This is a genomic window from Streptomyces sp. NPDC005195, assembly GCF_040608315.1.
Taxonomy (GTDB): Bacteria; Actinomycetota; Actinomycetes; order Streptomycetales; family Streptomycetaceae; genus Streptomyces; species Streptomyces kaempferi.
Genome location: NZ_JBEXHZ010000052.1, coordinates 22,474 through 35,641 on the forward strand (window position 1 = coordinate 22,474; position 13,168 = coordinate 35,641).

At 68.4% G+C, this 13,168-nt stretch carries 10 protein-coding genes; 4 read left to right on the forward strand and 6 right to left on the reverse strand.

The window, feature by feature from the left end:
• Positions 1-73 precede the first annotated feature (73 nt).
• Positions 74-919, reverse strand: a complete 846-nt coding sequence (locus tag ABZV34_RS31290) for an MOSC domain-containing protein (RefSeq protein ID WP_356284026.1) — start codon at positions 917-919, stop codon at positions 74-76.
• A gap of 343 nt (positions 920-1,262) precedes the next feature.
• Here ABZV34_RS31290 and ABZV34_RS31295 point away from each other — a divergent pair, with 343 nt between their 5' ends.
• Positions 1,263-2,099: an alpha/beta hydrolase gene (locus ABZV34_RS31295; protein WP_356284029.1), complete on the forward strand. Its 837-nt coding sequence runs from the start codon at positions 1,263-1,265 to the stop codon at positions 2,097-2,099.
• A 199-nt stretch (positions 2,100-2,298) separates the two neighbouring features.
• On the opposite strand, the gene ABZV34_RS31300 is transcribed toward ABZV34_RS31295, so the two are convergent.
• A complete protein-coding gene (locus ABZV34_RS31300) occupies positions 2,299-3,546 on the reverse strand; it encodes a CopD family protein (protein WP_356284032.1) in 1,248 nt (415 codons plus the stop codon).
• 78 nt (positions 3,547-3,624) lie between these two features.
• Here ABZV34_RS31300 and ABZV34_RS31305 point away from each other — a divergent pair, with 78 nt between their 5' ends.
• Entirely contained in the window at positions 3,625-3,966 is a 342-nt protein-coding gene (locus ABZV34_RS31305; protein WP_356284035.1) for a hypothetical protein, read from the forward strand.
• Positions 3,967-4,396: 430 nt separating this feature from the next.
• Entirely contained in the window at positions 4,397-4,945 is a 549-nt protein-coding gene (locus tag ABZV34_RS31310) for a DUF1062 domain-containing protein (protein ID WP_356284037.1), read from the forward strand.
• A 1,138-nt stretch (positions 4,946-6,083) separates the two neighbouring features.
• On the opposite strand, the gene ABZV34_RS31315 is transcribed toward ABZV34_RS31310, so the two are convergent.
• The 3 genes from ABZV34_RS31315 to ABZV34_RS31325 form a co-directional block, all read right to left on the reverse strand.
• Entirely contained in the window at positions 6,084-7,397 is a 1,314-nt protein-coding gene (locus tag ABZV34_RS31315) for an MFS transporter (protein WP_356284040.1), read from the reverse strand.
• A gap of 116 nt (positions 7,398-7,513) precedes the next feature.
• Positions 7,514-8,248: an SDR family oxidoreductase gene (locus tag ABZV34_RS31320; protein WP_356284043.1), complete on the reverse strand. Its 735-nt coding sequence runs from the start codon at positions 8,246-8,248 to the stop codon at positions 7,514-7,516.
• A gap of 369 nt (positions 8,249-8,617) precedes the next feature.
• On the reverse strand, positions 8,618-9,112 hold the full coding sequence (locus ABZV34_RS31325) for a MarR family winged helix-turn-helix transcriptional regulator (RefSeq protein WP_356284046.1): 495 nt from the start codon (positions 9,110-9,112) through the stop codon (positions 8,618-8,620).
• 978 nt (positions 9,113-10,090) lie between these two features.
• Between ABZV34_RS31325 and ABZV34_RS31330 the strand changes: the two genes are divergently transcribed.
• Positions 10,091-11,476 carry an MFS transporter gene (locus tag ABZV34_RS31330; protein ID WP_356284049.1) on the forward strand — a complete coding sequence of 462 codons (1,386 nt, stop codon included), beginning with the start codon at positions 10,091-10,093 and terminating at the stop codon, positions 11,474-11,476.
• A gap of 1,035 nt (positions 11,477-12,511) precedes the next feature.
• Here ABZV34_RS31330 and ABZV34_RS31335 read toward each other — a convergent pair.
• Positions 12,512-13,168: CoA transferase (locus ABZV34_RS31335; RefSeq protein ID WP_356284052.1), on the reverse strand; the 657-nt coding region annotated here is incomplete at its 5' end.

Below are 13,168 nucleotides of genomic sequence, written 5' to 3' on the forward strand. Positions count from 1 at the left end.
TCCGGACGGGTCTGTTGGCCGGCCCCGCCGTGGCCCGGGACGAGTGCCGGGAACGAGGGGCCTGGAACTCTCGTCACGGTCCGTCCTGCCGCGTGATCGAGTCGCCCAGCCGGACGGTGCCTGGTTCCAGGACCTCCAGGTACACCCCGAGGCATGCCAGCCGGCCGAGGCCGAAGACGGGTACCCGGTGTTCACGGGCGATCGCACGCATGATGCCGGGGTCGGCCGCCAGCTCGTCATGACCGAGGGCGGGAACCACACAGCGGGGCGTGGGCACCACCACGCGGAACAGTGCCTCGCCCACGCGTACTCGGCCGTCCACCCATGTGTCCTCCACGAAATCCCGTCTTCCGCCCGTGTCGACAACCAGGTTCGGCCGGAAGCGGCGCGGATCGAAATCGCTGTCGGGATACCTGGCCCGGAGCCCCGCCAAGGACGACGTCGTGACGAGATGCACCCTGCCGAAGTCGAAGAAGGTCCCCGCGGCGACGTTGCCGACGGTGATCTCCTCCCCCGCACCGTCCACGCGAGCCGTCGCCCGCACTACGTCCGGGACACCGCCTCCGTATTGGGGCACAGCGCGTTCCAGCGTGCTGTGCGCCGGGGCGGTGGCCGAGACGAACACAGAGCGGCCCAGCAGCTTGGACAGCCGTACGTCCAGTTCGGGGTCTCCGACGGGGAGGGCAACACCGTCGGGGAGTAGGACCTCGACGGCGCTGTCATCGGCCAACCGGGCACGGCAGCGGAGCAGTTGTCCCCACTTACGCGGGTGCTTGACGCTCCCGATCGCGCCGGTGTCGTCGAGGACGGCATACGTCCTGTCCCCGGCGAGCCCTGCGTGGGTGACGGCCGCGGACAGCAGCGACTCTCCGAGCATGGACTTCACCGGATACCGGCACAACGCGGCCACAGTCCCCATGGAGATCAATCATCGCACCGGCCACGGTTCCTCGGCCAGATCGCCCGTACGACTGCGTTCACGCCCGAACTCGGCTCGCGACCAACCGCTGCGGTGTTCCCGTCCTTCTCTGACCTGCCTTAACCGCCTGTGGCGATCACCGACCTCCAGGGTCCGGGGTCTCCATCCGCGAACGGACGTCATACCCACAACGAACGCTCTCCGCACCGCTCCTGGGAGCCGGCCGGAGGCAAGAAAGGGAGGTGCCCAGCCGTCCTCGGGAGTGGGTCATTCGCTTTCGATCTTGACAATCCGCTGCCGCGGCCTGAAGGCTGACCAACCAGTCGGTACGGAGGAATGGATCGTGACCAAGCTGAGCATCTCCACTGCTGCGGGCGTGTTCGACGCCATCGCGGCGGGACCGTCCGAGGGCCGCCCGGTACTGCTGCTGCACGGTTTCCCCCAGACCGGGTTGGCGTGGCACCGCCAGATCGTGGCGTTGGCCGAGCGCGGCTACCGTGTCGTGGCACCCGATCAGCGTGGCTACTCCCCCGGTGTCCGCCCCGACCGGCCCGAGGATTACCGCATCGGCGCCCTGGTCGACGATGTCGTCGCGATCACGGAGGAACTGGGCTGGACAGCCTTCGACCTGGTCGGCCACGACTGGGGAGGCGCGGTGGCATGGTGGACCGCAGACTCCCACCCCGGTCGCGTCCGCACCCTGACCGTTGTCTCGACCCCGCACCCCGGCGCCCTGGCAGGTGCCCTGCGCACCGACCAGGACCAGCGGGCACGATCCCACTACATGATCGACTGGCGCGAGACACCCTCGACCGAGGACCACATGCTCGCCGACGACGCCCGGCAGCTTCGTACCATCTACGCCGGTAAGGTCCCGCAGGCCAGTGCCGACGCCTACGTACGGCATCTCTCGCAGCCGGGCGCGCTCACCGCGGCGCTGAACTGGTATCGGGGCGGCCGGCCTGACGGCACGATCGGCCTCATCGATGTGCCCACGCTGTACGTCTGGAGCACGAAGGACGCCGCGTTCGGCCCAGCAGCCTCCCAGACGACCGGACAGTGGGTCAGCGGACCGTACCGGTTCGAGACACTTCACGACGTCAGCCACTGGATCCCGGAAGAAGCACCCGAGACGCTGAACGGCCTCCTACTCGAACATCTGCAAGCACACAGCGAATAGGGGGCCACGGCGAACCCCGCCTGCCGGATGGGCCGTCAGCGCGGCCGGGGGCGGGTCGTACCCGGGCCGGGTACGCCGCCGGTCGAAGGACCTCCTGGACCGCCGAAGAACCTCCTGGGCCGCCGAAGCCCCGACGGAGGATCCCCCGGCCTTCGTGGGGCCTCATCCAGCCCCACGAAAACCGACGAACAGCCCGTGGTCACGCCTCGACGAGATCGCCCGTCGCGGGATTCCGCCCAGGAACCGCGGCGGTGCGGCGGCGGGCCAGCACTCCGGAGAACCAGTATCCGCCGATCATCAAAGCGATGAGGACGATGGTCTCGGTGCTGCCGAGTACCCAAGTGGAGGCACTGACCACCTTGTCGGGCAGCCTGGGCAGGTTCTCCGGGGAGAGCGCGGTCGCGGAGTGCTTGGCCGTCTCGGCCTGGAACGCCTGGTTGCGCGCGGAGCCGTGAAGGAAGGGTGCGACGAAGAGCAGTGACATTCCGAGCAGGGTCTCGACGGTGACGACCGCGGGGAACTGACGCACGAGGATGGTGCGCAGCGGGCGCTCGTCGCCGGCGGCCCGTAGGGCGTCGATCCGCGGGTGCAGCCAGAACTGGTTGAAGACACCGAGCAGCAGCAGGGTTCCGAAGATGAGGATCTTCACGCCCAGCACGCGGCCGTACATCGTCGTGAACAGCTGCGAGGGGCCGTCGACATGCTCCCAGTACAGGAACAGCCCGGACAGGGTGATCGCGGTGACACAGCTCATTGCGGCGACGGAGAAGCGGCGGATCGTGGGGGACCAGAAAGCGGCGCGTTCGGCGGGCGGGACGGCGCCGGGAACGGCCAGCAGTGCCAGTCCGGCCAGCCCACCCAACCAGACGGCTCCGCCGAACAGATGCAGCATCCACATCGCCGTTTCGAAGATGGTGCGGCCCCACTCCTCAGGCATCGCATCCGGGAACCTGGTGGTGCCCAGGGCGATCACCCCCGCGCCGAGGCCCGCTATGAGCAGTCCTTTCCGCGCCGGGCCGTTCGCGGCCGCACGGAAGGCGAGCGGGGCTGTCAACGCGGCACCGACCAGCAGCATGGTCACCTCCAGCCCCGACAGCCGTCCGGCGTTGGTACCGTCGTAGAGGGTGTTCCAGGCGGCCTTGTAGTGGAATCCGCCACTGTCTCCTGAGTGGGCCAGGTCGGTGAGCACCGCGGCGAAGGCCAGTACCGCCAGGACGACCGCCGCGCGGGCGAGTCTGGCCGTCACTGCGGCGAGGGCGTCAGCGCCGATCCGGCGCGCCACGGGCCCCGCGGCCATCAGGGCCAGCGCTGTCACCCCGACAAATCCCATCAGGGTCACCCACGTTGCCCACGCCACCGCGCTGTCCTCGAAGGGACCGAGCGGGGTCGATGGCGCCGGCGCCGCGGAGAACTGCAGCACACCGGACGTTGGACCGGACAGGGACATGACTGACCACCCTCTTGGGAACGGGGAAGAATGCGAAAGCGACTTAGGTTAGGCACTCCTTACTTGAAACGTCAACAGGTGCCCATCCGCCGCCGAGAACCGCCCAGAATCACTCTGCGGATCCAATGCAGCGCACCGAACGGACGCGTTCGACGACGGGACCACCACCACACCGCGATCCCGCCGACCAGCCGACCTGCCGGTCCCGATCCGGACACCCTTCTCCTCAAGGAGATCATCATTCGCGGATCGTTCGTCTACGGCGCCGAGTTCGACACCGCGATCGGTCTGCTCACCCGCGGTGACATCCGGGTGTACGACCTGACCACGGTCATCATGCCGATCGAGAAGGCACGGGAAGCGTTCGAGATGCTCCGCTGGACCGGGGTCGTGAAAGTACTCATCGCTCCCAACGGATGACGTTGGTGGGCCCGTTCGACCCCACCACGTCCATCCCCGCGGAGCCCTGGGTGGTCATCACCAGCCGGGGCGACGGCACACGGTACCCGCCCGCCCCATGGCCGGCGCACCTGCCGTCAGACCACGACGGATCCCTCGTCGACCCCGCGACGATGCATGGGGTCGACGCCGACGCGGCAGGTCGCATCGGCCGACCCGTGACAAGCGGTCATTGCCTCTCCTGTGGCGCCCACCCCGCCGATGCGGCGCTCGAAAACCAGTGGAACAGCACCGCTGCGCGCCATTACCGTGCTGCAGGTCCAAGTCGTCTGGCCAAGGACGTGCCGTTGTACACCGTGTGAGACCTCCCGAGCGCTGATCTGTCGCGCGCGGCGCATATGCGCCGCGCTGCCTTCTGCTGCGGACTTCTCACTGAAACCGGTGTACTCCTGTGCTCAAAACCTGGGTGGTCGCGCCCACCTGTCTACCGCTCGTTCGCCGACGTTGCCACGCGTGCGCGTCCGAGCGCTTCCGGGCGAGCCGAAGATTTCGCGTCAACGCACACCACAAGCTCATCGACGCCTGGCTCCTCGTGCTCTGTACCGCCTGCGGGGAGACTGCGAAGCTCACGGTCCTGGAACGGACGACGGTGCGCTCCGTACGTCCCGAGCTGCTGGACCTGCTGCACGACAACGACCCTGGCCTGACAGCTGAGCTGCTCCAGGATCCGGTCGTGCAGCGCCGTAATCGCATCGCCCTCGACTGGGACAACGCCTGGCGCCTGGACACCGGCGGACCGGATCACCCGGACCTCGAGGTGATCGACGTCTCGGTCCGTTTCGCGGCGCGGATCCCTGTACGGCCGGTGCGACTGATCGCTGAAGGCTGCGGTCTTTCGCGGGCCGAGGTCGAGAGACTGATCACGGACGGGAGACTTGTCTCGGCAGTCCGGCTGAGCGGCAAGCTCTCCGGCGACTTCACCTTCACGCTCAAGCGCTGAGCTCTCGTCAAAACCAGGGGTCTGCCCGGCAACTCCCGCCGGACAGGCTCCTGTTCGCCGAGAGAGCCCAGGTCAGGTCCGCATCGTCGTCGCCCTCGGCCAGCCAAGCGGTCAACCTCGCTGAGGCCTGAGGTCCGGAAACGAAAGCTCGATTCGCGGCCGCCGCACATCTGTTGACGGCGAGCACGGACCAGTGACCGGCCGATCCGGACGATGGGCGCCCCGAAGGGAATGCCTCGGCATCCACACGTTCGCCTCTGACGAGCACACTTGGCGGTGATCCTCATGCGATGGCCCGCAGATTCCACCGGTCACCGCCATCCACTTCCTTGCTTGACAAAGCATATTTCTTAGGACGCCATTACTTGCCTACGCAAGCACCGAGGGGGTGACGAATGGACTCGCGAGAGGACATGGGCCAACGGCCCGGGAACAGCCACACCCTGTCCTTGGCCACCACGTAGAACCTTCGACGAGAACCGATGCGCCGCCCGAACTCTTCCTGCCCCGAGTTGAGTTCAGTACGTGGGCCCCGACTCGCAGCAGGAGGGCAGCATGACCGGCAACCATGTGGCGATCCCGGTCGATGTCGACGACGCTCTCGGCCGCAACGACCGCCCAGGCCCTCGTCCTCAACACACCCAGATGGCGAGCCTGATCCGGGCCCGCGGCGAGGGCCTCATCGCCGGCATCGGTCTGAGCGACTCCGAACATCCTGCTCATCCCGGGTACCCGCACCCGCACCTGCCTCCCCCTCACCGAGAACCTCCAGGCCGCCGGCGTCCAACTCGACGACACCGCCCGCACAGAGCTGACACGTTCCTTTCCCACCCCTGATGGACCGGGAGTGGGACACAAGGTGCGATCGGCCACAAGTACGGTTCCTGACACCTGAATTGACGGCGTCAGAGTCGTTCGTCATCGGTATTCGGCACAGCCATATCACCCATTGCGACACTTTATGTGCTCACGCAAGCAAGTGGCGGTCGGACCACACGTTCCTCTGCGGCCTTCCCGGTCGCGCAGCAGCAACCGGCGACCGGCTGCCCGCGGATCGCTCGGCCCGCTTCCGCGGCGCGTGGAACTCTCCGTACGGCGGCGGCGCGACAAACAGCCAGCCAGCCAGTCGCGGTCGTGTTCAGTGAAGAGGTAGGGCCCCTTCGTCGTCGGGTTCCGGCGAAGGTCGGAGACCACCCGTCGGTCGCCGTGAGGTCGGCAGGTCTCGGGCGCGCCGAATCGGGGAGAAGAACAGGATGAGTGCGGCAAGCGGGATCCCCGCGGTCGTGATCGCCATGGCGGAACGGACGCCGAGCCCGGTTCCGAGCGCGCCGCCCAGCAGTGCTCCGAGAGGGATCGTCCCGTAGCCGAGGAAGGCTGTGCTCGCGGTGAGACGACCGAGGAGATCCGGCGGGCAGTAGCGTTGCTGGAAGCTCGCCTTGATGATGTTCCCGGCCACGACACCGGCGCAGACGCAGAATCCGCCTGCGACAAAGAACAGGACGCCCGCTCCGGGGACGGTCAACGGGATGAGCAGGGCGAACAGGGGCAGTCCCAGTTCGAAAAGCAGTGTCGCGCGGGCCGTGCCGATTCGATCCGCGACCCGGCGTGCGGCGAATGCCCCGGCCACGCCTCCTGAACCGGCGGCCCCGATGAGCGCGCCGACCGGCCCTGGGGTCAGGCCGACACACCGGACCAGGAAGACCACCTGGATCGACTGGTATCCCATCAGCGCCAGGTTGGAGGCGGCTCCGAAGAGTGTCAGGGTGCGGAACCAGGGGTCGTCGGCGATCAGCGACAGGCCTTCGCGGACTTCACCGACCAGTGATGGCGGGCGCGGTTCGGTTCTGGTGACGCGTGGCTCACGATGCCGGATGCCTGCGAGGCAGAGCAGGGAGACGAGGAAGGTCGCGGCGTTGACGAACATCCCGTTCACGGCGCCCGCCAGTTGTGCGATCAGGCCGCCGGAGCCGAGCCCGGCGATCTGCGCGGCCGACGCGCTGCCGTGCAGTTTGGCGTTGCCCTCGGGCTGGTCATCAGGTTCCAGGATGCTGGGGAGATAGGCGCTGTAGGCCGTCTGGAAGAAGACCGCTGCCGTGCCCGTGAGCAGTGCGACGGCCAGCAGGAGCCCGGTACTCAACCAGCCGCACCACGCGGCGACCGGCACGCCGGCGAAGAGCAGGAGGGAGACCGTGGCGGCGGCCAGCATGATCGGCCTGCGCCGCGACCGGTCCACCCAGACACCGGCGGGGAGACCGATGACGAGCCACGGTGCCCAGGCGGCGGCGCTCAGCAGGCCGACCTCGAACGGCCCGGCGTCCAAGGTGGAGACCGCGACCAACGGCAGCGCGATTCCGGTGACGGACGCACCGAACTTACCGGCGGTCTCGCCGCACCACAGCAGTCGGAAGTCGCGGTGTCGGCGCAGCAGTCCGCCGCGCATGCTCTGCCTCATGAGGGACCACGCTACTGGCGAGGCCCCTTCACGAGCGGGGTGGGTGAAAGGCGTGGCCCTGGTCCGGCCGGGCGCACCGGTGATGCGAACCGCCCGGACCAGGGGCCCGGCGGGGGTCAGCCGATCGCGGGGCGTCCACCGGCGACTTCGAGGACGACGCCGGTGATGTAACTGGCGCGCCGGGAGGCCAGGAAGACGACGGCCTCGGCGATCTCCTCGGGCTCGGCGATGCGGCGCAGGGCGGTCGTGTCGGCGATGGCCCGCAGCGAGTCGGCGTCCATGGCGTCGGTTCCCGGGGTACGGGTGGGGCCGGGCGCGATGGCGTTGACGCGGATGCCCTGCTCGGCGAACTCGGCGGCCCATACGGCGGTGAGCTGCTCGAGTGCGGCTTTGGACGCGGCATACATGCCGGTGCCCTTGGCGGCGACCGCGGCGGCGAGGGTGCTGATGTTCACGATGGAGCCGTGGCCTCGCCGAACCATGCCGGGGGCCAGGGCACGGACGAGCAGGTAGGGGGCCTTGGTGTTCAGATCCATGTGCAGGTCGAAGAGTTCCGTGGTCATCCCCGATGTCGGCAGGAACTTGTAGACGCCCGCGTTGTTGACGAGTACGTCGACGTTTCCGGCCTCTTGGGCCAGGCGCTCGACGTCGGCGGGGTCACCCAGGTCTGCCTGGACGAAGCGAGCGGTCCCTCCGGCTTTCTCGATCTCGGCGACGACGTCGGCTCCGCGGTCCTGGTCCCGGCCGTGGACGACGATTTCCGCGCCTTCGTGCGCGAGCTGGAGGGCCACGGCGCGGCCGATACCGGCGGTGGCGCCGGTGACGAGAGCGGTGAGTCCGGACATTCCCATGGTTCATTCCTTCGCGTGCTGTGAGCGTGTCGCTGTCGATGAGCCGCCGCGGTGGAGGAGGGGTCCCTGCCATGGGGAGGGGCGGCACTGGTGACTTACGCGGAGTCGAAGATCAGGATGTCTATCCTCTAAAGTTCCCTTCATCTTTGAAGTTCCCTTCATCAGTGTCGGCGACGTTAACATGACCCGGCCGGCGCCCATTCCCGAGCGGTGGAGGCGAGGACCCAGGCCGCATTGACGCCCCCATGAGGTCCGTCAACCCACCGAGATCACCCCCGGCGTCGGCGTCGCACGCCGCCCGGTTCGACCGCCCCTCGGTGCCGCTACTCGGTGAGGCGCGGCGCGGATCCTGTCCGTCGCACGCGGGCTCTACTCCGACGTGCCGACGTCGACCCCGGGTGCCAGGTCGGCCACCCGGTCCAGAAGCTTCACCAGTTGACCGTAATCGTCCTCGGACAGGGCGTCCCGCAGGCCGTGTTCGACACGCTCGGAGAAGGACTTCGCGGCGGCGGCCCGCTCCGCGCCTGCCGGTGTGAGAGACACGAGCATGACACGGCCGTGGTCCGGCGAGGCATGGCGCTCGACCAGTCCCTTGGCTTCGAGGTTCTTGACGATGCCGGTCATCGTCTGCGAGGTGACCAGGCCTTCACGGGACAGTTGGGTGCACGACTTCGCCACACCGCCGGTCAGGTAGGACAGCACCTGGCACTGCGACTCCGTCAGGTCCAAGTTCCGCACGCCGTGGGCCTTGCGTGCCACGATGGACTGTTCCGCCCTCTTGAGGTGAAAGCTGAGCATGCGTGCGGGGACCACCGGCGCGGACTGGGCGGCGGCCGATTCGCGGGGCTTCTTCGACTGTGGCATCGCTGTCGAGCCTGCCTCTCATGGAGCCGTTCACTCAATCATAACGCTTCACCGATGAAGGAACCTGTGTCGAACGAAGCCACTCCGGATGCGACTCCCCTTACAGCGCCCCGCGGCCGGACGCGCCGACACTGACGTCGGCACACCAGGACCTGCACGCCCTCACCAGCGGCATCACAACCCACGACGCGCTGACACCGCGCCACTTCCTGGTCGACTCACCGCGGGGGGCATCTCACCCGTCGAAGCCCTATGTACGCCGACGTATCCGCGAGAACGATCCCGCGCGTCGGGAGCTGTTCCCGAACCACTTGCCACCCGATGGGCGCGCTCAACGAGACGTGTCGAGCAGGTGGCGGCTCCACTCGCCGGCCACCATCTCCGTGGACCGGTATCGCGGCAGGCGAGGCCGCCGAAGTCGGTTGTGAGCTGCGGCCGTTCGGTCGTAGCGTCCTCGAAAGAGCAACTTCGACACGCACCAGAGACGATCCCACGACGAGAGCCTGCCCACGCTCGTCCGGCATACGAATCTACGGTCGCCGGGGGAGAAAGGACGTGGCATAAGGCACGCGGAATCAAGCGGGTCCCGGCCGGACACTCAGCCTGGTGGAACGAGTCTCCGCGCGGTGTCCAAGCTCGGTCGCTTCGCCGACTTGTCCAGGGTGCCCCGCCCGATCGTCGGCCATGTCGTTCTCGACCATGCGCACCTCTATACGTCGGCGACCCACGCCGTGACATGGGGCGACGTTCCGCCGACGTACGCGAAAGCGGCAAGACCCCGGCGAGGATTGCGGGACGTCCGACCTGCCGAAGAACCCGGTGGTCAACGCCCACGCTCAGGCGACGGACCCGCTGTGTGGCGTGGCTTGTTGATCGCGGGCGTGCGGTCGCGTTCACTCGGTGCATGTGGTGACCAACGGTGATTCCCGCACGCCGCTGCCTCTGGGCGTAGCACTCGACCAGGCTTCCATTTCGCCGGTGCACCGGCGATTCTGGCTGGTGGCGGCTCTGGGGGTGATACTGGACGGGTTCGATTTCTTCATCATCGGCGTGGCCAATCCGCTCATCGCCAAGGACCTGGGCGGCAGTGCGACGGATCGGGGTCTGCTCTCGGCCGCGGCCATCGTGGGCGCCATGTTCGGAGCGGCCCTGCTGGGACCGCTGGGCGACCGTGTGGGGCGCAGCAAGATCTTCCGGGTCGACCTGTGGCTCTTCGTGATCTTCTCTCTGGCCTGTACGTTCGCCTGGGATCTGTGGTCGCTGATCGCCTTCCGTTTCCTGCTCGGCATCGCGGTCGGGCTCGACTATCCCATTGCGGCCAGTTATCTGGCGGAGATCCTGCCGGCACGCCAACGGGGCAAGTGGCTGGTGAGCGCCTTCAGTCTCCAGGCGGCGGGAATCATGATCGGCGCAGTCGTCGGCGTCGTGATCCTCACGGTGTGGCCCGAGATCGGCTCCTGGCGGATCATGCTCGGCTTCGGTGCTCTGCTGGCGCTTGTGATCATCTGGCTGCGCCGCAACATGCCTGAGAGCCCACGCTGGCTGGCTCAGCACGGCCGAGAGGAGGAAGCCGCTGCGATCGCCGAGAGGATGACCGGCGTCGCCTGCCGGGTCACCGACAGGGACCGGGCGCATCCACAGGCGCCGCGGGAGGGCTGGAACGCGCTCGTGCAGCCCCAGTTGTTCAAACGCCCCTTGCTCAGGCTGACGGTGTTCACCTCGGTTCCCTGGTTCCTGATGGACATCGCCACCTACGGGGTCGGTATCTTCACGCCGACCCTGCTCGCCGGGCTGGCCCTGGCCGGCCCCAACGCGACGTTTCTGGCCGACGACATCTCCTCGACCGAGGGCACCGCGTTCCTGGACGTGTTCCTCGTCATCGGCTTCGTGCTGGCCATCGTCTTCGTGGACCGGGTCGGGCGGATCCGGCTGCAACTCGTGGGATTCGCCGTGATGACCATCGCCCTGTGCCTGCTGGCGGTCGCCGACCAACTGCCCGGGGGCGGCAACACCCATCTGCCGTTGGTCTTCGTCGGGTTCGCGCTGTTCAACACGTTCATGAACCTGGGGCCGAACGCCACCACGTTCACCCTGCCCGCCGAGGTCTTCCCGTCCGACGTCCGGGCGGCCGGGCACGGCTTCGCCGCCGGATTCGGAAAAATGGGCGCGGCGCTGGGCACCTTCCTCTTCCCCATCCTGCTCGACTCCACCGGCGCGTCCCCGCTTCTCTACGGAGCAGCAGCCACCAGCGCTCTCGCCTTCCTCATCACCTGGACACTCCGCATCGAGACCCGAGGCCGTTCACTGGACGAACTCTCCGGCCTCGAAGCGGCCACCGTCTCCCCGCGCATCACCCCTCCGTGATCCGGTCGCGAGGACGTGAACCGGGTTCAGCCCACTGCCGCGGCGCCCGGCAGACATCGGCTCGGGCGGACGAACGCCGACGGCTGTCCGATCAGTCGCCGACGTTCAGGACGGCGCACTCCGCGCCCCCGGTTCGGACAGCACGTCTCGGAGCCGCGCCAGGGCTACGGTCGCGTCCGAACCCTCGGTGATGTCAAGGTCAAGTCGGCGTCGCCCCATGCCGCTTCCCGCACCGGTGACCTCACCATCGAGCGCCAACGCCGCCGCTTCCCACGCCTCCTCGGCCTCGGCACGGTCGGTCGGCGGGCCGACGAGGACGATCGATCTGGACGGGTCTTCCGAGGGTTTGCCGGCCGAGGGGCTCAGCCCCCGCTCCCGCGGCCTCGAGGTCGAGTGGTCCGAGCTGTGCCGCAGGGCCGAACGGCTCCGTGCGACGGAACTCCACGGACCAGGAGGTATGTCGGCCGGTGGTGCGCATGGACGAGCTGAGCGCATTCCTCTCCGGCGGTGACACCGGTGTCTCTGCCGGTGTACGGGCTGCCCGGCATGACGATCCTGCCGCCATGTCCGGGAACCCCGGTGCTCCGGTCGATGACTGGCGCGTGTTCTCCGGCTACCTGAACCACGCTCGCCACCAACCTCGTTGACCGGCATGTAGTGGGCGACCGTCCACCCGGTTCGGCCGGCCCGCCGGCACGGGTAACACCACCTGGGTGCGCAGGCATCCTGGAACGTCGCGGAAAAGACCGGGAGTTGGGGCCAACGCCGTCTCGGTCGCCACCCCTCCGCACGAGGAGGACGGGGTCGTCTTCTCAGGGCCCGCTCGGCCCGCTGGTGGCGGACGCCGGCGCGGACGTGACGCCCGTAGCCGCCGGTCGCACCGCGCGTCCGCGGTGGCCACGATCCGCTCACGGGAGGTCACGGTCTCTCGTGACCGCGGCCGAGGACCGGCCCTCGGCCGCGGGGATCACCTACTTGTGCACCATCGTGCGGCGGCCGCCGCGACCCCGGTCGGGAAGCGGCGGAACCTCCTGCTCACGGCGACGACCCCTCCGCGGTCGCGGGAATCGCTCCCTGCGTGCGCAGCCCGGCGATCTCGGCGGGGCCGAAACCCAGCTCGGCGAGGATCTCGTCGTTGTGCTCGCCCAGGTCCGGTGCCCGCTTCGCCGGGACCTTCGGTACTCCGCGGAGGTTGACCGGGCTGCTGATGGTCTCCGTCAGCCCCTCGACCCCTTCCAGGGGCACGACGATGTCGTTGGCGCGCAACTGCGGGTCCTGGGCGGTCTCCTCGGGCGTCTGGATGAGGCTGTAGGTGATTCGTTCCCCGCCCAGGGTGTCCTTCCAGTGGGCGAAGGGCCGCGAGCGGAACGCGGTGTCGAGCAGTTCGCTCAGCGCGCCGGCGTTCCGGACGAAGCCCTCGAGGTCCGCGAAGCGGGGATCCTCGAGCAACTCGGGGTGTCCGACGGCCCGCGTCAGTCCTGGCCAGTGCGAGGGCGAGGCGACCAGCATGAACCACTCGCCGTCCGCGGTCCGGTAGGGGTTGATCAGCGGGTTCGCCGGCGCCTTCCGGTCGTGCAGCTCGAACGGTGTGCCGTCGGCGAGTGCGCCGGCCACGAGTGTTCCCGTGGCCCAGACGCCCGTGGCGAGCAGCGACGTTCCGACGTTGGCGCCTTGTCCGGTCCGTTCGCGGTG

What these genes read in the sequence shown, in the direction of transcription:
- ABZV34_RS31320 (WP_356284043.1), bottom strand. Translation starts at nt 8,248, where the DNA reads ATGGGAATGTCCGGACTCACCGCTCTCGTCACCGGCGCCACCGCCGGT.
- ABZV34_RS31290 (WP_356284026.1), bottom strand. Translation starts at nt 919, where the DNA reads ATGGGGACTGTGGCCGCGTTGTGCCGGTATCCGGTGAAGTCCATGCTC.
- ABZV34_RS31300 (WP_356284032.1), bottom strand. Translation starts at nt 3,546, where the DNA reads ATGTCCCTGTCCGGTCCAACGTCCGGTGTGCTGCAGTTCTCCGCGGCG.
- ABZV34_RS31315 (WP_356284040.1), bottom strand. Translation starts at nt 7,397, where the DNA reads ATGAGGCAGAGCATGCGCGGCGGACTGCTGCGCCGACACCGCGACTTC.
- ABZV34_RS31325 (WP_356284046.1), bottom strand. Translation starts at nt 9,112, where the DNA reads ATGCCACAGTCGAAGAAGCCCCGCGAATCGGCCGCCGCCCAGTCCGCG.